This window comes from Streptomyces sp. NPDC000941 (assembly GCF_053599555.1).
This window is the reverse complement of record NZ_JBSFMM010000022.1, coordinates 24590-47572: the sequence shown is the minus strand read 5'-3', so window position 1 is coordinate 47572 and position 22983 is coordinate 24590. Positions and strand designations below refer to the sequence as shown.

Genomic DNA, 22983 nt, shown 5'->3' with positions numbered 1-22983 from the left:
GGAGGCTAACCACCACCACTGACAACGCAGGTCAGGTCAGGACACCGGCCGGGAGTCCGCCCACACGCTCTCGAACTCCTCCCGGTACGTACCGAACAGCCCGTTGTCGCCGTCGCGGCTCAGGTCCTGCCCGTCCCGCACCACATCGTGCCCGCGCCCGCCGCCGCGCAGCACCAGCACCGGGGCCTCGATGCCCCGGGCCTTGCGCAGATACGACTGGACGACGGCCAGGCCGTCGGAGCCGTCGCCGTTGACCAGGTAGGCGGTGAAGCGCGGGGTCTCGTCGAAGACATGGATCTCGAACGCGCCGGGGTCGCGCAGCCGGGCACGTACCCGCCGCATATGGAGGATGTTCATCTCCACCGACCGGCTCATCTCGCCCTTCTTGAGCCCCAGCTCGCGTTCGCGCCGCCGCACCGCGCTGCTGGCCGGGTTGAGGAACAGCAGCCGGGCCCGGCAGCCGGCCTCGGCCAGCCGGACCAGCCGGCGGCCGGAGTAGTTCTGGACCAGGAGGTTGAGCCCGATGCCGACGGCGTCGAGGCGGCGGGCGTTGCCGAACAGGTCCTCGACAGGCAGCTGCCGCTGCAGCCGTACGCGGTCGGGGTGGACCCCCACGACGTCCGCGTACCGGTCCCCCACCAGGTCCTCGACGGCGTCGATGGGCAGCCGGTCGGCGGAGGGGGTGCCGGTGCCGCTGCCGAGGATGTCCAGGAGCCGGGCGGAGGCGCGCTCGGCCTGGGCCAGGACGGTCACGGACAGGGCCCGGTTGCGGGAGACGACGTTGCGGGCGACCTCCAGCTCGTCCAAGGCCAGTTCCACCTCGCGCCGGTCGTCGAGGTACGGCTCGAAGCACGGCCAGTGCTGGACGAGGAGTTCGCGCAGCTGCGGCAGGGTGAGGAAGCTGAGGACGTTGTCGTCGGCCGGGTCCAGCAGATAGCCCTTGCGGCGGCTCACCTCCCGTACGGCGACGGCGCGCTGCACCCACTCCTGCCCGGCGGGACCGGCCGCGGCGACGACCCAGTCGTCGTCGTGGACCGGCTCGTAGATGGGGCGGAGCACGGCGGCCACGACCGCGCGCAGCCGCTGCTCGACGAGGTTCAGCCAGATGTAGGCCCGCCCGGCCCGGCGTGCGCGGGTGCGCACCTCGGCCCAGGCGTCGGCGCCCCAGTCCAGTTCCGCTCCGATCTCCACCGGCTGTACCAGGGACACCGCACCGGGGGGTGTGTCGGTGGCGCTGTCACTCCCGGGAACCGCGTCCCCAGAAGGCAGCTCCAGCCCGCCCGAGCTCACCTGTGCACCGCCTTCCGCCCCCATCCAACGATCACCGCAGACTACTGCGGCGGACGGGGGCGGTGCAGCTCGATCGATCGACCTTACGGTCAACCTCCTCCTTCTGTATGGCCGTTGTGATCAGACAGTGCAGAAGGCGTGAGCGGATTCATAGCGGTGACGTCCCGGGGGGCGAGCTGGAAGCCCTGCCAGTGCACCGGCATGGGCTCCTGGTCCTCGTCGCGGGCGATGTGGTGGAACCCGATGTTGACCCACACGATGGGGTGCTTGAGGTTCTCGCCGTTCACCCACTTGTCGACGCTCTTGCCCACACTGCAGCTGCGCGGGTTGTTGCTGGCGAACTGCTCGCATTTGTTGTACTCGGTGAAGTAAACATCGTGCTTGGTGTAGCTGCGGCCGGGGAACTTGCTGGTGTGGCCGGGCACGATCTCGTAGCTGCGCGGATGGCCGTCCTTGTTCTTGCCCGCGGCGGACACGACCCGCCACCAGCGCTGGGCCGCGGCGTCCCCGGCCAGTTCCTTGGTGACCTTGGTGCGGGTGGTCTTGGTCTTGGGCTTCTGACCGGTGGCGGTGGTGGTCTTGGAGTCGTACTGCTCGATCTTGCTCTTGGGGGAGCCGTCGAGGCCGAAGTTCAGCCGCCAGAAGACGTTGTGGGCGTGGCTGGTGGCGTAGTCCTTGGCTCCCTTGCCGATCGGCCAGCCGCGGCCGTCACCCGCGTCGTAGTCGATCGGGGAGAGCGTGCCGGTGGCGCCGACCTGCATGGTCATGGTGCCGTCGCCGGAGAACCGCCACTCGGTGATGTACTCGTACCAGCCGACCATGTTGACGGTGTAGAGGAGCAGGTCCTTGCCCTGCCGCTGGTAGACCTTGTCGCCGTCGGGGCCGGCGCCGCCCATGCGGTAGGCGTGGCCGCGGGCTCGGGTGGTGGCACACAGACCTTTCACATCCGGGTGATCCGGGTCCCATGCGCCCGGGACGCGGACGGTCTTGATGGTGCCGCCGGGGCATTCGGCCGGGTCGAGCTGTTGCAGCGCCTGGGCGAAGTCCTGGCCGGTGAGATCGTCGTACTCATTGCTGCCGTCGTCGTACGGCACATGGATCTGGGCGAGTTTCGCGCTGGTCAGCACCTTGATCGGGGCGGCCTCGCCCTTGGGCTGGTACGAGACGTTGTCGAGCACGAGCCCGGCCTTGCTGTCGTAGTGCCAGCACATCCGCCAGGTGGTGCCGCCGTCCAGCTTCTGTTCGATCTTGTACGCGGCCGAGCAGTCGGCCGCGGCGGCCGGGGCCTTCGCGGGCGCCTTGGGGGCGGCCTGGGCGGAGCCGGCCGGACCGGCGGCGACGCCCGTGACCCCGATGAGCGCGGAGGCGCCGAGGGCCGCCGCGACCCGGGCGCGGGCACGGCGGAGCCTTCTTTCAGGCATGGAGGTACTCCTGTGATGAACGTAAGGGTGTGCGAAAAGGAGCTCGCCGGGGGCGTCAGCCCAGCCGGTGGACGGTGCGGTCGCTCAGGTCGATCACCAGCTGCCGGGTGTCGATCCACTGCCCGCCCGTGACCCGGGTGAACAGCCGTACGCAGCGGTGCTTCCCGCAGTCCGCGAGGGCGGCCGGCCCGGCGTTCTCCTCGTCGACTCGGTAGACGAAGCCGGTGACGGTCAGCTGGTCGGGACCGGTCAGCGCTCTGCTGGTGGCGCCCTTGTAGTCCCGCTTGAGGCCGTCGCCGAGCTTGTCGGCGATCAGCAGCCGGGCGGCCTCGCGCGCCTCGTCGCGGGTCGGCGGCGGCTGGACGCCGTGCTGAGTCTCGGTGTGTTCGACCTTGTCGGAGGCGAGGTCGACGGTCTTGATGACGTAGGCGTCGTCCTTGTAGTCGTAGTACGAGACCTCGGCTCGGCGCGGCGGGTCGGCCTGTGCCACCTCCTCGGGAGACAGCTCCGCGAGGTCGGTGGCCAGCCGCTGCGGGCCCTTGCCGCCGGTGACGTTCTCACTGCTGTCGCGCAGGCTCCGGTTGACCGCGAGCTGCTCGGCGCGTTTCATCTCGTCGTCGGTGAGCGGATCCCGGCCGGTGCCGGTCTTCCCCTGAGTGGGGGCGGACTCCACAACAGCGGGCTGCTGCGCCGCCGACCCACCCTGCTCGGCCGTCGAGCTCTGCGGGCCGCCGTCGCGCCCCGCCGCCGCGCCTTTCTCCTGGCCGGACGCGTCGCTCGGAAGCGTCACCCCCACCATCACCGCAGTGGCGGTGACCGCGATGGCCGCACCGGCCACCACCTTGCCCAGGTGGCGGTGCATTACTGTGCGCACATTCTCCCCCAAACACCCCTCAGGTCGCATGGGACCGCATACCGGGAGATCCAGTATGCGGAGTCACCCCGTAGGACGAACCGATCTGGTCGCAGGTTGCCTCCGTTTCCAGGAAGTTGTGGCGAAAGTGCTACGCCAGGGCGCGAGTTGGGCAAGGATTCCTCCTCGTCCCTCCTCGTCCGGCGCCAGGGGTGCTCGCGGGCCCCGGGGCAGAAGTGGAAGAGTCGACGCATGCAGGTCTGGCCGGGACAGGCTTACCCCCTGGGCGCCACCTATGACGGCGCCGGAACCAACTTCGCGGTCTTCTCCGAGGCCGCCGTGCGGATCGAGCTGTGCCTACTGCACGACGACGGCTCGGAGACCGCGGTGGAGCTGCGCGAGACCGACGCCTTCGTACGCCACGCCTATCTGCCCGGGATCATGCCCGGGCAGCGCTACGGCTTCCGGGCCCACGGCCCGTACCAGCCGGAGCGCGGCCAACGGTGCAACTCCGCAAAGCTGCTGCTCGACCCGTACGCCAGGGCGCTCAGCGGGCAGATCAACTGGGGCGAGGAGGTCTACGGCTACCACTTCGACCGGCCCGAGAAGCGCAACGACCTCGACTCGGCCCCGCACACCATGGCCTCGGTCGTGGTCAACCCCTACTTCAACTGGGGCGACGACCGGCCGCCGCGCACCGACTACCACCGCACCGTCATCTACGAGGCCCATGTCAAGGGCCTCACCATGCGCCATCCGCGGCTCCCGGAGGAGCTGCGCGGGACCTACGCGGCGCTCGCGCACCCCGCGATCATCGAACATCTGACGGAACTGGGCGTCACCACGCTCGAACTGATGCCGGTGCACCAGTTCGTACACGACCACCGGCTGGCCGACGCGGGTCTGTCGAATTACTGGGGCTACAACACCATCGGGTTCTTCGCCCCGCACAACGCGTACGCCTCCTGGGGCGACCGGGGACAGCAGGTCCTGGAGTTCAAGTCGGCCGTACGCGCCCTGCACCAGGCCGGTATCGAGGTGATCCTCGACGTCGTCTACAACCACACCGCCGAGGGCAACCACCTGGGGCCGACGCTGTCCTTCCGGGGCCTGGACAACGCCTCGTACTACCGGCTGGCGGGCGACCGCCGGTACTACACGGACACCACCGGCACCGGGAACTCCCTGCTGATGCGCAGTCCGCACGTCCTCCAGCTCATCATGGACTCGCTGCGCTACTGGGTGACCGAGATGCGGGTCGACGGCTTCCGCTTCGATCTGGCGGCCACCCTGGCCCGGCAGTTCCACGAGGTGGACCGGCTGTCCTCGTTCTTCGACCTGGTGCAGCAGGACCCGGTGGTCAGCCAGGTGAAGCTGATCGCCGAGCCCTGGGACGTCGGCGAGGGCGGCTACCAGGTGGGTAACTTCCCGCCCCTGTGGACCGAATGGAACGGCAAGTTCCGCGATACGGTGCGCGATCTGTGGCGGGGCGAACCGCGCACGCTCGCCGAGTTCGCCTCCCGGCTGACCGGCTCCTCCGACCTCTACCAGAGCGACGGGCGGCGGCCGCTGGCCTCCGTCAACTTCGTCACCTGCCACGACGGCTTCACGCTGCGCGACCTGGTGTCGTACGACGAGAAGCACAACGAGGCCAACCGCGAGGGCAACCAGGACGGCGAGAGCTACAACCGGTCATGGAACTGCGGGGTCGAGGGCGAGACCGACGACCCGGCGGTGCGGGCGCTGCGCGAGCGCCAGATGCGCAACTTCATCGCCACACTGATGCTGTCCCAGGGCGTGCCGATGCTCAGCCACGGCGATGAGTTCGCGCGCACCCAGCACGGCAACAACAACGCGTACTGCCAGGACAACGAGGTGTCCTGGGTGCACTGGCCGGAACGCGGAAACGCGGCTGTCCAGGCGGCCGAAGGGGACGCGCCGGCCGGGGCAGGCGGGGCGGCCGGTGCGACCCAGGCTTCCGAGGCGGACGCGTCGGCCCTGGAGCTGCTGCGCTTCACCCGCTCGCTGATCTGGCTCCGCCGCGACCACCCGGTCTTCCGGCGGCGCCGCTTCTTCCACGGACGGCCGGTGGAGGGCACCCACGACGAGCTGTCCGACATCGCATGGTTCACGGCCGAGGGCGAGGAGATGCGGCAGCGCGACTGGCAGGCGGCGCACGCCAAGTCGCTGACGGTCTTCCTCAACGGCAGCGCGATCTCCGAACCGGGGCCGCGCGGGGAGCGGATCACCGACGACTCCTTCCTGCTGATGTTCAACGCGCACCACGAGCCCCTGGACTTCACGGTGCCCATCGACCACGGCAAGCAGTGGCAGCTGATCGTGGACACCTCGCTGCCGGAGGGCGTGGAGCCCGGCAGCGGGGCGAAGGTGGCGGCGGGCGACCGGCTGACGCTGGTGGACCGGAGCCTGCTGGTGCTGCAGCGACCGGGGTAGCTCCGTGGGTCTGTGGTGTGTGTGGAGGGGGACGGGGCGGGTTCCCGTTCGTGCGAAGAAACCCTCGTACGAGTGTTTGGCGGATGCTTCGATCTGATGCTGTGGGGTTGTGGGTACGTACGTTCTATGACGTCCGATCGCACCGCGCCCGGGTCCACCGCGCCGACCGCCACCTACCGGCTGCAGCTGCAGCCCGCCTTCCCCTTCGAGGCGGCGGGCGCGGCCGTGCCGTATCTGGCCGCGCTCGGCGTCTCCCATCTGCACCTCTCACCGGTGCTTGAGGCCCGGCCCGGCTCCACCCACGGCTATGACGTGGCCGATCACTCGGCCGTGCGGGCGGAGCTGGGCGGCGAGGAGGGGCTGCGCGCCCTGGCCCGTACGGCGCGCGCCCATGGGCTCGGGCTGATCGTCGACATCGTGCCCAACCACATGGCAGTGCCCGCCCCGGAGCGGCTGAACAGACCGCTGTGGGAGGTGTTGAAGGACGGGCCCGCCTCGCCGTATGCGCGGTGGTTCGACATCGATTGGGGCCGGCACTGCGGCAAGGTGCTGCTGCCCGTCCTCGGCGGCACCCTCGGCGAGGAGCTGGCCGCGCTGTGGGTGGCGGACGGGGCGCTGCGCTACCACGACCACGAGTTCCCGCTGCGGGCCGGCACCGAGGGGCTGCCGCTGCCCGAGCTGCTGGACCGGCAGTGGTACCGGCTGGGCTGGTGGCGGCTGGCCCGTACGGAGCTGAACTACCGGCGTTTCTTCACCATCTCCGAGCTGATCGCGGTGCGGGTGGAGGACCCCGAGGTCTTCGCGGCGACCCATGGGAAGCTGCTGGAGCTGGTGCGCGACGGGGTGATCGACGGGCTGCGGGTGGACCACCCGGACGGCCTCGCCGATCCGGAGGGGTATCTGCGGCGGCTGGACCGTGAGGTGCGGGCCGCGGCGGGCGGCGGCCGGTGGACCGTCGTGGAGAAGATCCTCGGCCGGGGCGAGCGGCTGCCCGCACACTGGCCGGTCGCCGGCACGACCGGCTATGACGCCCTGCACCATATCGACGGCCTGTTCGTCGACCCGGCCGGTCTTGCGGAGCTGACCGCGCAATACCGCGGCTTCGCCGCGCCCCCCGAGGACCTGGGCGGCGACTGGCCGGCGACCGTGCGGCGCGCCGCACGGCATGTGGTGACGCATGAGCTGGCCGCCGAGGTGGAGCGGCTGGTGCGCGCCGCCGTGCGGATCTGCGCCGCCGAACCGCGGCTGCGCGACCATGCGCCGTGGGCGCTGCGCACGGCGATCCGCGAGCTGCTGGTGCGGCTGCCGGTCTACCGCCCGTATGTCGCCCCCGACACCCCGCCGACCCGGACGGACGCCGAGATGCTGATCCTGGCGGCGGGGGACGCGCGGGCGGCGTTCGCGGTACGGGAGGAGGCGTGGGTGGTGTTCACCGTGCGGGACGCGGCGCTCGGCAGACTGGGCGACGGACCGCACCACCGCGACTTCTGCGCACGCTTCGCCCAGACCGCCGCCGCGCTGCGCGCCAAGTCGGTCGAGGACACCGCCTTCTACCGCTTCGCGCCGCTGCTCTCGGCGGCGGAGGTCGGCGGCGACCCGGGACAGCCGGCGGTCTCCCCCGACCGGTTCCACGCCTTCGCCGCCCGGCTGCAGGCCGACTGGCCCTCGACCGGCACCGTGCTGTCCACGCACGACACCAAGCGCAGCGCGGATGTGCGGGCGCGGCTCGCGGCGCTGACCGAGTGCCCGGACCGCTGGGGGCGGCTGCTGGAGACAGTGGAGGTGCGGGAGGCGGAGGAGGTGCGAGAGAGAGTGGAGGTGCGGGGGAGAGCGAAGGTGACAGTGGAGGTGCGGGAGACGGCTGCCCCGGGCAGCGCGGCGGCGCCCGACGCCCATCTGGCGTGGACGGCGTGGCAGACGGCGGTGGGGCTCGGGTCGCCGGACGGCGAGCGGCTGCTTCCCGCGGTGCTCAAGGGGGTGCGGGAGGCGGGGCTGCGGACGACCTGGACCGAGCAGGACCTGGCGTACGAGGACGAGGTCGCCGCCTTTCTCAAGGCGGGCCCGTGCGACCCCGACCACCCGGCGTGGGCGGCGCTGGGCGGCGCGCTGGACGCCCCGGCGCGGGCCAACGTGCTGGGCGCTGCGCTGCTCCAGCTGACCATGCCGGGCGTGCCGGACCTCTACATGGGCACCGAGCACAGCTATGCCGCGCTGGTCGACCCGGACAACCGCCGCCCGCCCGAACCACGCCCGGATCTGCTGGCCCAGCTGGACGCGGGGCGCGCGCCGGACGGGACGTCGGCCGAGAAACTGCTGCTGACAGCGGCGGCCCTGCGGCTGCGGCGGAGCCACCCCCGGTGGTTCGGCCCGTCGGGCGCGTACACCCCGCTGGCCGCGGAGGGCCCGGCGGCGGCGCACTGTGTGGCCTTTCTGCGAACGGAGGGCGAGGGCGAGTGCAGGGATGGCGATGGGGACGGCGGGGCGGTCACCGCCGTCACCCGGCTGTCGCGGCGGCTCGCGGAGGCGGGCGGCTGGCGCGGCACGGCGCTGGCGCTGCCGCCGGGCCGCTGGCGGGATCTGCTGACCGGGCGGACGGTCGAGGGCACCGGCCCGTTGAGTGACCTTTTCGACCGGTTTCCGGTGGCGTTGCTGATCCGGAGCTGACGGCCCGCCAGAACTGGCGCTGTGTTCGCGGCCTAAAGCATTTACAGGCACTCCGGACGGCGCTACCTTCACAAAGTAACTTGGGAGCGCTCCCATACGACGGTTCCTGACCCGTTCGCGTCGAAGGGAAGAAGAAGCGCAATGCCACGACGATTGATGGCTCTCGCACGTCCCGCTCGCCCGCCGGGCAGTTCCCGCGCCCGCCGGTCCGTACTGCTGGTGCTGCTCGGTGTGCTGCCCGCCCTCGGCCTGGTCTTCTTCGGCGGCGGCAGCGCCTCCGCGCACGGAGCGCCGATGGCGCCCGGCAGCCGCACCTATCTGTGCTGGAAGTACAGCCTGTCCAGCACCGGAGAGGTCAAGCCGACCAACCCCGCGTGCAAGGCCGCGTTCGACAAGGGCGGGGCCAACGCGTTCTACAACTGGTTCGCGGTGCTGCGGTCGGACGGCGCGGGCCGGACCAAGGGCTTCATCCCGGACGGCCAGCTGTGCAGCGGCGCGGCCACCGTCTACAACTTCTCCGGTTTCGACCTGGGCAGCAACGACTGGCCGGTGACCCATCTGACCGCCGGTAAGTCGATGCAGTTCACCTACAACGCCTGGGCCGCGCACCCCGGTTCGTTCCGCAGCTACGTCACCAAGAACCCGATCGACCCGACGAAGCCGCTCACCTGGAACGACCTGGAGGACCAGCCGTTCAACACGGTGACGAACCCGCCGCAGACCGGCCCGGTCGGCACGGTGGACGGCAAGTACACCTGGACCGCCAATCTGCCCTCGGGCAAGAGCGGCCGCCACATCATCTACACCGTCTGGACCCGCTCGGACAGCCAGGAGACCTTCTACAGCTGCTCCGATGTGGTCTTCGACGGCGGCAACGGTGAGGTGACGGTGCCGGGCGCCTCCAGCGGCGGCAGCGACCCGACCGACCCGCCGACGGCCAAGTGCACCGCCGCCCAGAAGACCACCAGCACCTGGAACGGCGGCTACCAGGCCGAGGTGACGGTGACCAACTCCGGCGCCACCCCCATCTCCTCCTGGATGGTCGACTGGACCCTGCCGTCCGGGCAGCGGGTGGACAGCGTCTGGAACGGCAAACTGACCGCCACGGGCTCATCGGCATCGGTCACCAATGCCGACTGGAACGGCTCATTGGCGGCCGGAGCGTCGACAACCTTCGGCTATGCGGCCAGCGGCGGCTCTCCCGACGCGGCGGCGGCGCCGATCTGTATGGTGCACTGACCCGATCTCACAGCAGGCTGACCCACGCAGCGAGCTGACCCGCACAGCGCGCTGCCCCGACCCCTGATCCGCACGGTGCCCTGATCCGCTCCTCCGCCCTGTCAGGTGCACCTCACCCTGCCGGTCTGCCGTCCCCTTCCCCCTCGTGGGCGGCAGACCGGCCTTTCTCTGTCCGCCCCCACCACCCCCGGTCGAGCAACCCGACGAAGGAGGCCGCGGCCCCGGTGAGTTCGACCCGGGAGAACGCCGTCAGCTCGCGCTGCCAGGGCGGATCCAGGGGCAGCACCGCACAGTCGTACCTGGCGGCCACATGCGCGGGGGCGATGAGCACCCCCGCCCCGGCGGCGGCCAGCCGCACGGCGGTCGAGGTGTGGTCCGTATGGGCCCCCGTACGAGGCGTGAAGCCCGCCCGCTCACAGGCCAGATCGAGAAAACGACGGCCCTCGATCACCGGCTCCAGCGCACAGCGCACCCAGTCCCGGTCCGCCAGCTCGGCGAGCCGCACGGAGTCCTGTCCGGCCAGCGGGTCGTCCGGCTCCACGACCACCACGATCTCCTCCTCGCCCAGCGACACCACGGGCCCCTGCCACCCCTTGGGGCGGTGGCCGATCGCGACATCCGCCACACCGCGCTCCATGCGGTCGCGCAACTCCTCACCGGTGGCGTACTCATGGACCACCAGGCTCACCTTCCCGTGGCTCCGCCGCCAGCGCGCCAGCGCCTCGGGGAGCATCCCGATGGCCACCGCGTGCAGGGTGGCGATATGCAGCTCGCCGCCCGCCGCCCCGGCCGCCGCCCGCGCCGCGCGCCGCGCCTGCCGGGCGCTGCGCACCGCGAACTCGGCATGCGGCAGAAACGCCCGGCCCATGGGCGTCAGCCGCACCCCCCGCGGCAGCCGCTCGAGCAGCGGCCCGCCGACCTCCCGCTCCAGGGCCTTGATCTGGTGCGAGAGCGCGGACTGGGTGACGCCCAGCAGCTCGGCGGCATGGGTGAAGGACGCCTCCTCGACCACCGCCACGAGATATTCCATCTGGCGCAGACTCATCCGCCGCATCCCCCTTCGCTCGCTACCTTCGCTACCGCCCTCCCCATGCAGAAAATTCATCGTATCCAGAGAAACTTTGCCTTGGACTCATGCATCGGTAGAGGCACAGGCTGGACTCATGCATGAGACAGACATCATCGTCATCGGCGGCGGAACCGGCGGCTACAGCACCGCGCTGCGCGCAGCCGCCCTCGGTCTCGACGTCGTCCTGGCCGAACGCGACCTGGTGGGCGGGACCTGCCTGCACCGCGGCTGCATCCCCAGCAAGGCGATGCTGCACGCCGCGGAGCTGGTCGACGGCATCTCCGAGGCGCGCGAGCGATGGGGTGTGAAGGCCACCCTGGAGGCCGTGGACTGGTCCGCCCTCACCGCGACCCGCGACGACATCGTGGCCCGCAACCACCGCGGCGTCGAAGGCCATCTGTCCCACGCGGGCGTCCACCTGGTCCGCGGCTCCGCCGCCCTGACCGGCCCGCGCACCGTACGCATCACGCCGGTCGACACAGCGACCGGCGCCGGGACGGGCGCAGCGGCCGGCACAGGCGCGGACGCGGGTGGCGAGTGGACCGCGCGGCGCGGCATCGTGCTGGCGACCGGCTCCCGCCCGCGCACCCTCCCCGGGCTGGCACCCGACGGCCAACGGGTCGTCACCAGCGACGACGCCCTCTTCGCCCCGGGACTCCCGGACTCCGTCCTGGTGCTGGGCGGCGGCGCGATCGGCGTCGAATACGCCTCACTGCACCGCTCCATGGGCGCGGACGTCACCCTGGTCGAGGCGGCGGACCGGCTGCTGCCGCTCGAGGACGCGGACGTCAGCCGCCACTTGACGCGCGGGCTGAAGAAGCGCGGCATCGAGGTGCTGACCGGCGCCCGGCTGGAGCACGCCGAGCCGTACGCGGACGGGGTGCGCGCCACCGTCCGCCCGGCCCGCGGCGAGCCGCGCACCCTCGACGCCCAGCGGCTGCTGGTCGCCGTCGGCCGCGCCCCGGTCACCGACGCCCTGAACCTGGGCGCCGCCGGGCTGACCACCGACGACCGCGGATTCGTCGCCCCCGCCGACTGGTCGCGGCTGGAGACCGCGGTGCCGGGCATTCATGTCGTCGGTGATCTGCTGCCGCCGCCCTCGCTCGGGCTGGCCCACGCCTCCTTCGCGGAGGGGCTGCTGGTGGCCGAGACCCTGGCGGGCCTCTCACCCCAACCCCGGCCCGTGGACTACGACACCGTCCCCCGGGTGACCTACTCCAGTCCGCAGACCGCCGCCGTCGGCCTGTCGGAGGCTCAGGCGCGCGAGCGGGGCCTGGACGTCGTCGCCAACACCATGCCGCTGACCGCTGTGGCCAAGGGCATGGTGCACGGGCAGGGAGGCATGGTGAAGGTCGTCGCCGAGCGGGCGGGCGAGGGCACGGGCCAGGTGCTCGGCGTCCACCTTGTCGGCCCCCATGTCTCGGAGATGGTCGCCGAGAGCCAGCTGATCGTCGGCTGGGACGCCGAACCCTCCGACGTGGCCCAGCACATACACCCGCACCCCACCCTCTCCGAGGCCGTGGGCGAAGCCTTCCTCACTCTGGCCGGGCGCGGTCTCCATCAGATATGAGCGGACCGGACGGGCTTCCGGACGGGCTCTTGCCCGACTCCTCGGCGACGGCCACCACGAGGAAGCCGACCACGGCCAAGCCGATGCTCGCGTACAGCTCATAGCCATCCAGGAACGGCAGAAAACGGAGCAGCGCCGTCAGCCGGAACCAGCCGATGAGCTCGTGGACGATCCCGATGAGCCCCTGGATCAGCAGAATGGCGCCCACCAACTCGCATGCCTTTCTCATGTGTTCGAGGCTAGGCGGCGGTCCGGCGGGCGCGGGTCAGCCAAAGGTCTATGGCCCCGCAACTTTGGTCGATACCCGCGCCCGAGACCGCGACCGCGCCGCCGCTCGCCAGTAGATTCGTCGTATGGGCAGCTCAGAGGCCGTGCAGACGGCAAGCAGCGAGCGCGTCGGGACGCGCCGCACCATGCGCGACTGGATCGTGGACGTGTGCTGTATCTCGCTGGCGGCCCTGTTCTCGCTGACGGCCTCCGAGTCGATGGCCAACGACCCGTCGGTGTCGGACGAGGCGCTGTTCGCCGACCTGATGGCCGGTGTGGTGGCCTGTCTCGCGCTGTGGCTGCGCCGCCGCCGGCCGGTCGAGCTGGCGCTGGTGCTGCTGGCCGCGGGCGTGGTCTCGTACTACGTCGCGGGGCCGCTGCTCGTGGCGCTGTTCACGGTCGCGGTGCACCGGCCGCTGCGTACGGTCGCGTGGGTCGGCGCCGCGGCGCTGGCCCAGATCTTCGCCGCCCCGGCAGTGCACCCCGACCCCGACGTCGACTACATCGGAGACGTACTGCTCGGCGCCCTGCTCATCAGCGGCGCCATCGGCTGGGGCATGTTCGTGCGCTCACGGCGCCTGCTGCTCGAATCGCTGCGCGAGCGAGCGGCGCGCGCCGAGGCGGAGGCGGCGCTGCGCGCCGAGCGGACCCAGCGCCTGACGCGTGAGCGGATCGCCCGGGAGATGCACGATGTGCTCGCCCACCGGCTCTCCCTGCTGAGCGTGCACGCGGGCGCGTTGGAGTACCGGCCCGACGCGTCCCCGCGGGAGGTGGCCGAGGCCGCCGGGGTGATACGCAGCAGTGCGCACCAGGCGCTGCAGGATCTGCGCGAGGTGATCGGCGTGCTGCGGGCCCCGGACCCCAACGATGCCGACGCCGAGGGCAGCCCGCCCGACCAGCCGCAGCCGACCCTCGCCGATCTGCCGCGGCTGGTGGAGGAGTCGCGCCGGGCGGGCATGCGGGTGACGCTGTCGGACGAGGCGGGCGTCGCCGGGACGGGCAGGGCGGGCGAGGCGGCCGTGCCGGGCGAGGCGGCCGTGCCGGGCGCCACCGGCCGTACGGCCTACCGGATCGTGCAGGAGGGGCTGACCAACGCGCGCAAGCACGCGCCCGACGCGGAGGTGACGGTGACGGCGTCGGGGGCGCCGGGTGAGGGGCTGACCGTAGAGGTGCGCAATGCCGTACGCGCCCCGGTGCGCGCCGGCACACCCGCCGACCCGCCACATCACAGCGACCGGCCGGGCGCGATCCCCGGATCGGGCCAGGGCCTGGCCGGGCTGGCCGAGCGCGCGGCGCTGACGGGCGGCCGGCTGGAGTGCGGCCCTTCGGACGACGGGGACTTCCGGCTGTACGCCTGGCTACCGTGGCCCGCATGAGCTCATCCGTTACAGAGACCGTGGTCAGGTCTCGGTATTCCGGGCCTTTCGGCCCGGAAGGTCCGTCACATCACCAAAGCGTGAGGGCTTCAGCTTGAGTACGGTCTCTCGTTTCCTTCCCGCGTGGTGCGGGGATTGCGCCACCTGCCCGCCCCGGCCCGGCCTTGCGGCTGGATCGGGTGGCGCGGGTCTTCTGGTCGGCTCCACGAGGCTTCGGCGCTCGCACGCCCTGGTCTCCGGCCACTCCGGTACCAGTTACTGCGGCCGCCGCGAGGGTGGCGAGGTTGCGTGCGGCGTTCTCGTCCCGGTCCATCACGAGCGGGCACTCGTCGCAGTCGAAGACTCGGACGTGCAGCGGCAGCTTGGCTTTCACCGCGCCGCAGACCGAGCAGGTCTTGGAGGAGGGATACCAGCGGTCCGCCACCACGATGCGGCAGGCGTTGCGCTGGGTTTTGTAGGTGAGCTGGCGGCGGATCTCCCCGAATCCGGCATCGGCGATCCTGCGTGCAAGGCGCCGGTTCTTCAGCATCCCGGCCACGTTCAGGTCCTCCACCACCACGGTGCCGTACTTGGCCGTGAGCATGGTGGTGAGCTTGTGCAGGGCGTCCGCCCGGAGGTTCGACACCCGGTGATGCACCTTGTTGCGCTGGGCGTTGGCCTTCTCCCACCGCTTCGACGCCTTGCGTCCGGTCCGCCGATCCGGGCCCTGGCGGCGGGACACTGTGCGGGAGAGGCGTTTGAGGGTCGTCAGCGCGGTGTCGTAGTGGGCGGGGTTGGGCTCTGTGCGGATCTCGCCCGTGCTGTCGGCCATGACCGCGAGCGTCTTCACGCCGAGGTCGACACCGACCACGGTATCGGGGCGCGCCACGCGCTCGATGTCCCGCTTCACCTCCACCTGGAAGGAGACGAACCACCTGCCGCGCTCGTGGCGGACCGTCGCGGACAAGATCCGCGCGGTGCCGTTCGCGATGCGGCGCTGGAGCTTGCGGGTGTTCTCGTGGACGCGGATGGTGCCGAGCCGGGGCAGCGTGACGTGCCGGCGGTCCGGCTCGACGCGGATGGTGCCGGTAGTGAACCGGCAGGACAGCCGTGCCATCCGCTTCGTCTTGAACCGCGGCATGCCGACCCGGGTGCCCTTACGGGCACCGCGCTTGGACTTCGCGTAGTTGTCGAACGCGGCAGCAGCGTTTGCGAGCCCGGTGGAGTATGCCTCCTTGGAGTTCTCCACCCACCATCCCACGAACCGCTCATCGGTCGTCTTGACAGCGTTGAACGCCTTCCGCAGCGACGGCAGCGACCACGGGCGCCACTGCGTCAACTCCTCTTCCGGGATGCCGTACGTCTCCTCGGCACGACGCTGCCACCACGACGCGGTCACCCAGCCGAGGGCCCAGTTGTACGCGGCCCTGGCAGCGCCGCAGTGCGAGCGCAGCGCACGCTCCTGAGTCTGGTTCGGGTCAAAAGCGAACCGGTACGCCTGCACCACGAAACCCGGCTGCAGCTGGAACCTCTTCACCCGGCAGCCTCGCCGGCCGCCACCGCCACCGCGCGGGCGGCACGGTTCTTCGCGGCCCGCTGCCCGTACAGCCGGGCGCACATCGACGTCAGGACCTCGGTCATGTCCCGCACCAGGTCATCGGTGGTCTCCTCCGCCTCGAGGACGACCAAGCGGCGCCCGGACGCGGACAGGGCGGCTTCGAGGTGCTCAACACCGAACCGAGCCAGCTGGTCACAGCGCTCCACCACGATCACGCCAACCTTCGGGTCGGACAGAACCCGGTGCAGCTTCCGCCGACGCCCGTTCAACCCGGATCCGATCTCCTTGACGACCTCGCTCACAGCAAGACCCAGACGGTTCGCACCCTCAACGACACGGATCGCCTGCCGATCGAGGTCCGGCTTCCGGTCAGCGGACGACACCCGGCAATACGCGACCACCCGGCCCTGCGCCGCAGCAGGCCCCTCGTCAACGAGCCAGGTACCGGACGGAGCCTGGCGGACAGGGACCGGCATCGTGCCGTTCTTCACCCACCGCCAGGCCGTCTGGTAGCTGACACCCTGTCGGCGCGCCCACTCGGAAAGCTTCACGCTCCGAGCATACATGACCACAGAAAGCTATCAATGACTACGTTTCGCGGAGCAGATGACAACCCTCCGGAATCCCCCACGCCCGAGCCCGCGCCCGCCCCCGCCCCCATCCGCCTGCTGATCGTCGACGACGACCCGCTGGTCCGCGCCGGGTTGCGGCTGATGCTGGGCGGCGCCTCCTCCGGTATCGAGATCGTCGGCGAGGCGTCCGACGGCACGGAGGTGGCCGCGCTCGTGGACCGCCACTCCCCCGACGTCGTCCTCATGGACATCCGTATGCCGACGGTGGACGGGCTCGCCGCGACCGAGCAGCTGCGGCAGCGCGAACCCGCCCCCGAGGTGATGATCCTGACGACGTTCAACGCGGATGAGCATGTGCTGCGGGCGCTGCGCGCCGGAGCGGCCGGCTTTGTCCTCAAGGACACCCCGCCCGCCGATCTCGTCGCGGCCGTGCGACGGGTGGCGGCGGGCGAGCCGGTGCTGTCCCCCACCGTGACCCAGCAGCTCATCGAGCATGTGGCGGGTACCGGCCGGGACGCGCGGCAGGAGCGGGCCCGGGCGCTGCTCGACCAGCTGAACGACCGGGAGCGCGAGGTCGCGGTCGCCGTGGGCCAGGGCAAGTCCAACGCGGAGATCTCCGCGGGCCTGTTCATGAGCCTCGCGACCGTCAAGACCCACGTATCACGGATCCTGACCAAGCTGGATCTCAACAACCGCGTACAGATAGCCCTGTTGGCCCACGACGCCGGCCTGCTCGAATGACGCTCCCCGCAACCTCATGGCGCGGCCGGTGATTCGGCCTCGTACGCCCGGTGCAGCAGCTCCAGGAAGGACGGCGCCTCGGGCAGGGACACGGCGCCGATCCGGCTCACCGCCACGCCCGGCGTCCAGGAGTTCATGACCACGCCCCCGGCCAGCGCGGGCAGGTCGGCGAGCGTGATGTCCTGGACGCGCTGGGGGACGCCGAGGCGGTCCAGTTGCCGACGGACGATGCTCATGGTGATCCCGCCCAGCACCTCGGCCCGGGGCCACACCACCGAGTCACCGTCCCAGAAGGCGAGATTCCAGATCGTCGCCTCGCTGAGCCGCCCCCGCCCGTCGACGAACGCGGCGTCGTCGAAGCCCTGCGCGACCGCCTGGCGGAGGAAGTACGTCTTGGCCACCTCGCCGACATGCTTCACAGCCGGGAGGAACCGCTCATGCTCGACCGCCGCCAGCGCCAGCGGGCCCTCCGGGCCGGCGGACGGCGGTCCGGTACGGACCAGCACCTCGGGTTCCGCCCGGGCCGCGGTGAACTGGCCCGCCCTCGAGTAGACCGTGGCCGTCAGCGAGAGGTCGGCCGGCCCGGCCTCGAGCGCCGCCCGCAGATACGACCGCACCTGGTCGTCGGGCAGCGCGCGCCCGAACAGCTCCACCGAGGCGGTCCGCAGCCGCTCCAGATGGAGGTCGAGGCCCCGGACCCGGCCCTCGCGCACCTGCATGGCGGTGAAGTGGGCATAGCCCGCGAAGGCGAGCGGTGCCAGCTCCTCGGCGGTCGCCGCCCGGCCGTTACGGTGTGCGACGAAAGACGTCATGATCGCTCCAGCGGTGGGGACGGCAGGGAAGTCACGGAGCGGGCGCGCAATGCCCGCCCCCTGAGCCGACGTTATGGGTTGACATCAATGAGAAGGTCAAGCGCGAGGAGGGCGAGGCGCGGATGGGGCACCCTCCTGAGCCGTGCCAAAAACGCCTGGACAACGATCCGTCGGCCCGCATAGAGTGCGGACACGCCCAAGATCGAGGAAGGAGGCGAGAGCCATGAACACCACGACATTCCCGCGCTCCCGCCCCCTGTCCCCCGGGCGTACCGCCGTCTGATCACCGATCCGACCGGGAGCGCATCGCCATCCCGGAAGGAATCTCATGACCGAGCTGGTCATCCGCGCGCTCACCGAGAGCGACGCACATCTCTTCAACACCCTGCACGACCCCGGGCACGTCGGCCGCGCCCGCTTCGGCCACACCTACCGCACCCGCGCCGAGGGCGGCGACTACCGCCCCGACTGGACGTGGGTCGCGCTGCGCGACGGCCGTGTGGTCGCCCGCGCCGCCTGGTGGGGTGCGGCCGATGACACCAAGCCCATCGCCCTGGACTGGTTCGACTTCGCCGACGGTGAGGCCGACGCGGCGACGGAGTTGCTGCGCACCACCCCGCTGCGCGCCGAGTACTGCGTGCTGGCGGCGCCCGGCTGGCGCGACCGGCCCGAGGAGCGGGCCGCCGCGCAGGCCCGGATCGACGCCGCCGTCGCCGCCGGAATGGAGCCGCTGGTGGAGCGCTACCGCTACGAGTGGACCCCCGAATGCGGGGTTCCTGAGCGGCCGGGGCGGCTGGAGTTCCGGCCCGAGCCCGACGACGAGAAGATCGCCGAGACGCTGCGCCGCATCATGCCGGGCACCCTCGACGCGCACGACCTGCGGGCCATCGCCCAAGGGGGCATCGACGCCCCGGTGCGGGAGCTGATGGACTTCTTCAACTGGTGCCCGTCGCCGCGCGAGTGGTGGCGGCTGGCCTGGACGCCGGAGGGCGAGCTGGTCGGCATCCAGGTGCCCGCGCACAACCCGGCCGGCCCGTGTGTCGGCTACATCGGTGTGGTCGAAGAGCAGCGCGGCCACGGCTATGCGTACGACCTGCTGGTGGAGTGCACCCACGACCTGGTGGAGCGGGGCGCCACGAGGATCGCCGCGGCGACCGACCAGCCCAACCTCCCGATGGCCGCGCACTTCGCCAAGGTGGGCTATCCCATCACCCAGGAGCGCATCGACCTCGTCTGATGCCCGGATCCCGGCGGCGTCCTGCTGCGCGGCGCACCCCGCGTCGCGCAGCATGGTCTCCCAGGCACCGCTGAGGTGAGGAGACGCCAGTGCTGTTCGAGGTGTGGGCGCCGCGCGCCGGGCGGGTCGAGCTCCATCTGGAGGGCCGTACGAGCCGCACGGGCGATACCGACCGCACGGGCGATACCGACCGCACGCAGCCCATGGAGCGCGATCCGGCCCGGGAGGGGTGGTGGCGGGCGGCGGCCGAGGCCGGGCCCGGCGCGCGCTACGGCTTCGCGCTGGACGGCGGCGCGCCGCTGCCCGATCCGCGCTCCCGCCGCCAGCCCGACGGCCCCGAGGGCCTGAGCGCGGTCAGCGACCCCGCGGGCTTCGAGTGGCGGCGCGAGTGGCGGGGCCGGCCGCTGCCGGGCGCGGTCCTGTACGAGCTGCACATCGGCACCTTCACCCGCGAGGGCACCTTCGACGCGGCCGCCGAACGCCTGCCCCACCTCGCCGAACTCGGCGTCACCCACATCGAGCTGATGCCCGTCTGCCCGTTCCCGGGGGCGCACGGCTGGGGGTACGACGGCGTGGCGCCGTGGGCGGTGCACGAGCCGTACGGGGGGCCGGAAGGGCTTGCGCGCTTCGTGGACGCCGCGCACGGCCACGGCCTCGGCGTGGTCCTGGACGTGGTCCACAACCATCTGGGCCCCTCCGGCAACCATCTCCCCTCCTTCGGCCCGTACTTCACCGACACCCACCACACGCCCTGGGGGGCGGCCGTCAACCTGGACGCCCCCGGCTCGGACGAGGTCCGCGCGTACTTCCTGGGCAGCGCCCTCGCCTGGCTGCGCGACTACCGCCTGGACGGGCTGCGGCTCGACGCGGTGCACGCGCTGCGCGACACCCGCGCCCGCCACTTCCTCGCCGAGCTGTCCGCCGCCGTGGACGCGCTCGCCGCCCAGGTGGGCCGGCCGCTGTTCCTCATCGGCGAGTCCGACCTGAACGACCCGCGCACCACCACCCCGCGCGAGGCGGGCGGCCATGGGCTGCACGCGCAGTGGAACGACGACTTCCATCACGCCCTGCACACCCTCCTCACCGGTGAACGGCAGGGCTATTACGCCGACTTCGCCGCCGAGGGCGCGTATGCCCTCGCCAAGACCCTGACCGGCGGCTTCTTCCACGACGGCACATACTCGGCGTTCCGCGGCCGTAGCCACGGCGCCCCGCTGAACGCCCTGACCACCCCCACGTACCGGCTGCTGGGCTACGCCCAGACCCACGACCAGATCGGCAACCGCGCGGTCGGCGACCGGCTCTCCGCCCGGCTCTCCCCCGGGCTGCTGGCCTGCGCGGCCGCCGTCGTGCTGTGCTCGCCCTTCACCCCGATGCTCTTCATGGGCGAGGAGTGGGGGGCGAGCACGCCCTGGCAGTACTTCACGGACCACCAGGACCCGGAGCTCGCCGAGGCCGTACGGCGCGGCCGGCGCCGGGAGTTCGCCGCCCATGGCTGGGCGGAGGAGGACGTCCCCGATCCGCAGGACCCGGCGACGCGGCTGCGCTCCTGCCTGGACTGGACCGAGCCGACCCGCGAGCCGCACGCCAAGCTGCTCGACTGGCACCGGCGGCTGATCGCCCTGCGCCGCGCCGAACCGGCCCTGGCCGACCCCCGGTGGTCCGCCACCCGCCCGTCCGTCCCCTTGCCCGTCTCCTTGTCCGTCTCCTCGGACGGCTGTATCGACTTCCGGCGCGGCCCGCTGTGCGTCGTGATCAACCCGTACGACCGCCCGGCCGAGGCCCGCCTCGGCCCGCACGCAACCACCGACCGCACCGACGTCGTCGCCGCCTGGCGGCCCATCGACCCGCCCGGCCCGGACGGCACCCTGCGGCTGCCGCCGGAGACGGCCGCGGTGCTGCGGTTCGGCGGCCCACAAGGGGCAGGAGATCAGCTCTCCTCCGGCTCCAGCCGCAGCGAGATCGAGTTGATGCAGTAACGCTGGTCGGTCGGGGTCGGGTAGCCCTCGCCCGCGAAGACATGGCCGAGGTGGGAACCGCAGCGCGTGCAGCGGACCTCGGTGCGGACCATGCCGAGCGAGCGGTCCTCGATCAGTTCGACGGCGGAGGACTCGGCCGGGTCGTAGAAGGACGGCCAGCCGCAGTGGCTCTCGAACTTGGTCTCGGAGCGGAACAGCTCGGCCCCGCAGGCCCGGCAGGAGTAGACGCCGGCCGTCTTGGTGTCGGTGTACTCACCCGTGAAGGCGCGCTCGGTGCCGGCCTCGCGGAGGACCTGGTACTCCTGCGGGGTCAGCTCCGCGCGCCACTGCTCTTCCGGCTTGTCGATCTCGTACGCCATGGACTTACTCTCCTAGCTCTCCAGGCGGGCGAGGATCTCCGGACCGAGGTCCGTGACATCGCCCGCGCCCATGGTGAGAACAAGGTCACCGGGCTTGGCCATTCCGGCGATGAGCTCGGGGACCGCGGTCCGGTCGTGCTCGGCGGTGACGTCGGCGCCGTGGCGGGCGGCGGCGTCGATGATCAGGGCGCTGGTGATGCCGGGGACGGGGTCCTCGCGGGCGGGGTAGATGTCCAGGACGACGCCGGCGTCGGCGAGGGCGAGCGCCTGGCCCATCTCGACGCCCAGCTCGCGGGTGCGGCTGAAGAGGTGCGGCTGGAAGACGACCAGCACCCGGCCGTCGCCCGCACCGCCGCGGATCGCCTCGAGGTCGGCGGAGATCTCGGTGGGGTGGTGTGCGTACGAGTCGATGACCTGCACCCCGGCGGCGACCCCCTTGAGCTGGAGGCGGCGCCGGACGCCGGTGTACGAGCCGAGGGCGGGGGCCAGCTCGCGGGCGGGGACGCCGAGGGCGGCGCCCGCGGTCAGGGCGGCGACGGCGTTGAGGGCGTAGTGGCGGCCGGGGACGGAGACGGTGAAGGTCAGCTCGCCGCTGCCCAGGGTGTCCGGGAGGAGGACGGTGACCTCGCTGGTCAGTCCCCGCTGGGCGATGTCCAGGACGCGTACGTCCGCGTCCGGGTGCTCGCCGTAGGTGAGGACGCGCAGACCCTCGTGGCCGGTGACGCGGCCGGTCAGCTCGCGGGCGCCGGGGTGGTCGGCGGAGACGACCAGCGTGCCGCCGGGCCGGATCCGCTCCACGAAGGTCTGGAACGATTCGTGGATCTCCTCCATCGAGGCGTAGTTGGCGTGGTGGTCGAGCTCCACATTGAGGATGATCGCGACTTCGGGCGCGTACTTGTGGAAGCTGCGGTCGCTTTCATCCGCCTCGGCGACGAAGATCTCGCCGCCGCCGTGCTGGGCGTTGGAGCCGGGCGCGTCCAGGTCGCCGCCGATCGCGTACGACGGGTCGAGGCCCAGGGTGGTGAGGGAGACGGCCAGCATGGAGGTGGTGGTCGTCTTGCCGTGGGTGCCCGCGACCGCGATGGGGCGGGCGCCGTCCATCAGTCCGGCCAGCGCGTCGGAGCGGTGTATGACGGGGATGCCGCGCTCGGCGGCCGCGGTCAGCTCGGCGTTGTCGGCGCGGATCGCGCTGGAGACGACCACGCTGGTGGCGTCGGCCGCCAGATGCCCGGCGGCGTGGCCGATGTGCACCGTCACGCCGAGGGCGCGCAGCGCCTCGACGGTCGGGGAGTCCTTGGAGTCACTGCCCGCGACCCGCGAGCCGCGCATGGCGAGGATCTTCGCGATGCCCGACATCCCGGCGCCGCCGATGCCGATGAAGTGCGGTCGGGCCATCGCGTCGGAGGCAAAGCCGGCCGGTGCCATGTACGGGTCTCCCCTGGGTCGCGGTTCGTCGCTGTCGGGCCCGATTCTCGCACCTTGTGGGGAGGGGTCCCGCGAAGGCCCGTCCGGCGCACCGGCCGGGGCGGGTACGGAAGGGGTT

18 protein-coding genes are annotated in these 22983 nt (G+C 71.7%); 8 read left to right on the top strand and 10 right to left on the bottom strand.

The features are described from left to right. Nucleotides 1–36: 36 nt before the first annotated feature. From ACWDSL_RS10325 to ACWDSL_RS10315, 3 genes are all read right to left on the bottom strand, one after another. Nucleotides 37–1314 (bottom strand): SAV2148 family HEPN domain-containing protein, encoded by a 1278-nt coding sequence (locus ACWDSL_RS10325; RefSeq protein WP_089508777.1) that lies wholly within the window; start codon nucleotides 1312–1314, stop codon nucleotides 37–39. Nucleotides 1315–1379: 65 nt separating this feature from the next. Further along, the gene (locus ACWDSL_RS10320; RefSeq protein ID WP_450483668.1) at nucleotides 1380–2711 is read right to left on the bottom strand and encodes a copper amine oxidase; all 1332 of its coding nucleotides are present in this window, start codon (nucleotides 2709–2711) and stop codon (nucleotides 1380–1382) included. A gap of 55 nt (nucleotides 2712–2766) precedes the next feature. Further along, nucleotides 2767–3573 (bottom strand): Tat pathway signal sequence domain protein, encoded by an 807-nt coding sequence (locus ACWDSL_RS10315; protein ID WP_450483666.1) that lies wholly within the window; start codon nucleotides 3571–3573, stop codon nucleotides 2767–2769. A 243-nt stretch (nucleotides 3574–3816) separates the two neighbouring features. Here ACWDSL_RS10315 and glgX point away from each other — a divergent pair, with 243 nt between their 5' ends. The 3 genes from glgX to ACWDSL_RS10300 all read left to right on the top strand — a co-directional run bounded on the left by glgX (nucleotide 3817) and on the right by ACWDSL_RS10300 (nucleotide 9921). Further along, entirely contained in the window at nucleotides 3817–6018 is a 2202-nt protein-coding gene (gene glgX, locus ACWDSL_RS10310; protein WP_450483664.1) for a glycogen debranching protein GlgX, read from the top strand. 126 nt (nucleotides 6019–6144) lie between these two features. Further along, the gene (treY, locus tag ACWDSL_RS10305; RefSeq protein ID WP_450483662.1) at nucleotides 6145–8682 is read left to right on the top strand and encodes a malto-oligosyltrehalose synthase; all 2538 of its coding nucleotides are present in this window, start codon (nucleotides 6145–6147) and stop codon (nucleotides 8680–8682) included. A 141-nt stretch (nucleotides 8683–8823) separates the two neighbouring features. Next, nucleotides 8824–9921, top strand: a complete 1098-nt coding sequence (locus tag ACWDSL_RS10300) for a lytic polysaccharide monooxygenase auxiliary activity family 9 protein (RefSeq protein ID WP_450483660.1) — start codon at nucleotides 8824–8826, stop codon at nucleotides 9919–9921. A 112-nt stretch (nucleotides 9922–10033) separates the two neighbouring features. Here the strand turns inward: ACWDSL_RS10300 and ACWDSL_RS10295 are convergent, their stop codons facing one another. Next, complete coding sequence (locus tag ACWDSL_RS10295) at nucleotides 10034–10966, bottom strand: LysR family transcriptional regulator (protein ID WP_450483658.1); 933 nt, start codon at nucleotides 10964–10966, stop codon at nucleotides 10034–10036. Between the two features lie 118 nt (nucleotides 10967–11084). Between ACWDSL_RS10295 and lpdA the strand changes: the two genes are divergently transcribed. Beyond that, a complete protein-coding gene (gene lpdA, locus ACWDSL_RS10290) occupies nucleotides 11085–12560 on the top strand; it encodes a dihydrolipoyl dehydrogenase (protein ID WP_450483656.1) in 1476 nt (491 codons plus the stop codon). Here lpdA and ACWDSL_RS10285 read toward each other — a convergent pair. After that, entirely contained in the window at nucleotides 12526–12789 is a 264-nt protein-coding gene (locus ACWDSL_RS10285; protein WP_450483654.1) for a hypothetical protein, read from the bottom strand. The genes lpdA and ACWDSL_RS10285 overlap by 35 nt on opposite strands. Before the next feature lie 124 nt (nucleotides 12790–12913). Here ACWDSL_RS10285 and ACWDSL_RS10280 point away from each other — a divergent pair, with 124 nt between their 5' ends. After that, the gene (locus tag ACWDSL_RS10280) at nucleotides 12914–14203 is read left to right on the top strand and encodes a sensor histidine kinase (protein ID WP_450483652.1); all 1290 of its coding nucleotides are present in this window, start codon (nucleotides 12914–12916) and stop codon (nucleotides 14201–14203) included. A 70-nt stretch (nucleotides 14204–14273) separates the two neighbouring features. Here the strand turns inward: ACWDSL_RS10280 and tnpB are convergent, their stop codons facing one another. Together tnpB and ACWDSL_RS10270 are read right to left on the bottom strand one after the other, a co-directional pair. Then, the gene (tnpB, locus tag ACWDSL_RS10275) at nucleotides 14274–15719 is read right to left on the bottom strand and encodes an IS607 family element RNA-guided endonuclease TnpB (RefSeq protein WP_450483650.1); all 1446 of its coding nucleotides are present in this window, start codon (nucleotides 15717–15719) and stop codon (nucleotides 14274–14276) included. Next, nucleotides 15716–16291: an IS607 family transposase gene (locus ACWDSL_RS10270; protein WP_450483648.1), complete on the bottom strand. Its 576-nt coding sequence runs from the start codon at nucleotides 16289–16291 to the stop codon at nucleotides 15716–15718. Before ACWDSL_RS10270 ends, tnpB begins: the two co-directional genes overlap by 4 nt. Before the next feature lie 33 nt (nucleotides 16292–16324). Between ACWDSL_RS10270 and ACWDSL_RS10265 the strand changes: the two genes are divergently transcribed. Then, nucleotides 16325–17053, top strand: coding sequence for a response regulator transcription factor (locus ACWDSL_RS10265; RefSeq protein ID WP_450483646.1), 729 nt, complete (start codon nucleotides 16325–16327; stop codon nucleotides 17051–17053). A gap of 14 nt (nucleotides 17054–17067) precedes the next feature. Here ACWDSL_RS10265 and ACWDSL_RS10260 read toward each other — a convergent pair whose 3' ends face one another. Then, nucleotides 17068–17865 carry an aminotransferase class IV family protein gene (locus tag ACWDSL_RS10260; RefSeq protein WP_450483644.1) on the bottom strand — a complete coding sequence of 266 codons (798 nt, stop codon included), beginning with the start codon at nucleotides 17863–17865 and terminating at the stop codon, nucleotides 17068–17070. Nucleotides 17866–18193: 328 nt separating this feature from the next. Here ACWDSL_RS10260 and ACWDSL_RS10255 point away from each other — a divergent pair, with 328 nt between their 5' ends. Next, the gene (locus tag ACWDSL_RS10255; RefSeq protein WP_450483642.1) at nucleotides 18194–19102 is read left to right on the top strand and encodes a GNAT family N-acetyltransferase; all 909 of its coding nucleotides are present in this window, start codon (nucleotides 18194–18196) and stop codon (nucleotides 19100–19102) included. A gap of 89 nt (nucleotides 19103–19191) precedes the next feature. Beyond that, on the top strand, nucleotides 19192–21081 hold the full coding sequence (gene treZ, locus ACWDSL_RS10250; RefSeq protein ID WP_450483640.1) for a malto-oligosyltrehalose trehalohydrolase: 1890 nt from the start codon (nucleotides 19192–19194) through the stop codon (nucleotides 21079–21081). On the opposite strand, the gene msrB is transcribed toward treZ, so the two are convergent. After that, nucleotides 21033–21440 carry a peptide-methionine (R)-S-oxide reductase MsrB gene (gene msrB, locus ACWDSL_RS10245; RefSeq protein ID WP_450483638.1) on the bottom strand — a complete coding sequence of 136 codons (408 nt, stop codon included), beginning with the start codon at nucleotides 21438–21440 and terminating at the stop codon, nucleotides 21033–21035. The two genes, treZ and msrB, sit on opposite strands and share 49 nt — an antisense overlap. A gap of 12 nt (nucleotides 21441–21452) precedes the next feature. Next, nucleotides 21453–22865 (bottom strand): UDP-N-acetylmuramate--L-alanine ligase, encoded by a 1413-nt coding sequence (gene murC / locus ACWDSL_RS10240; RefSeq protein ID WP_450483637.1) that lies wholly within the window; start codon nucleotides 22863–22865, stop codon nucleotides 21453–21455. Between the last annotated feature and the right edge of the window lie 118 nt (nucleotides 22866–22983).

Coding starts and splice junctions, on each gene's coding strand:
- ACWDSL_RS10325 (WP_089508777.1), bottom strand. CDS start 1,314: ATGGGGGCGGAAGGCGGTGCACAGGTGAGCTCGGGCGGGCTGGAGCTG.
- ACWDSL_RS10320 (WP_450483668.1), bottom strand. CDS start 2,711: ATGCCTGAAAGAAGGCTCCGCCGTGCCCGCGCCCGGGTCGCGGCGGCC.
- ACWDSL_RS10315 (WP_450483666.1), bottom strand. CDS start 3,573: ATGCACCGCCACCTGGGCAAGGTGGTGGCCGGTGCGGCCATCGCGGTC.
- glgX (WP_450483664.1), top strand. CDS start 3,817: ATGCAGGTCTGGCCGGGACAGGCTTACCCCCTGGGCGCCACCTATGAC.
- treY (WP_450483662.1), top strand. CDS start 6,145: ATGACGTCCGATCGCACCGCGCCCGGGTCCACCGCGCCGACCGCCACC.
- ACWDSL_RS10300 (WP_450483660.1), top strand. CDS start 8,824: ATGCCACGACGATTGATGGCTCTCGCACGTCCCGCTCGCCCGCCGGGC.
- ACWDSL_RS10295 (WP_450483658.1), bottom strand. CDS start 10,966: ATGAGTCTGCGCCAGATGGAATATCTCGTGGCGGTGGTCGAGGAGGCG.
- lpdA (WP_450483656.1), top strand. CDS start 11,085: ATGCATGAGACAGACATCATCGTCATCGGCGGCGGAACCGGCGGCTAC.
- ACWDSL_RS10285 (WP_450483654.1), bottom strand. CDS start 12,789: ATGAGAAAGGCATGCGAGTTGGTGGGCGCCATTCTGCTGATCCAGGGG.
- ACWDSL_RS10280 (WP_450483652.1), top strand. CDS start 12,914: ATGGGCAGCTCAGAGGCCGTGCAGACGGCAAGCAGCGAGCGCGTCGGG.
- ACWDSL_RS10265 (WP_450483646.1), top strand. CDS start 16,325: ATGACTACGTTTCGCGGAGCAGATGACAACCCTCCGGAATCCCCCACG.
- ACWDSL_RS10260 (WP_450483644.1), bottom strand. CDS start 17,865: ATGACGTCTTTCGTCGCACACCGTAACGGCCGGGCGGCGACCGCCGAG.
- ACWDSL_RS10255 (WP_450483642.1), top strand. CDS start 18,194: ATGACCGAGCTGGTCATCCGCGCGCTCACCGAGAGCGACGCACATCTC.
- msrB (WP_450483638.1), bottom strand. CDS start 21,440: ATGGCGTACGAGATCGACAAGCCGGAAGAGCAGTGGCGCGCGGAGCTG.
- murC (WP_450483637.1), bottom strand. CDS start 22,865: ATGGCACCGGCCGGCTTTGCCTCCGACGCGATGGCCCGACCGCACTTC.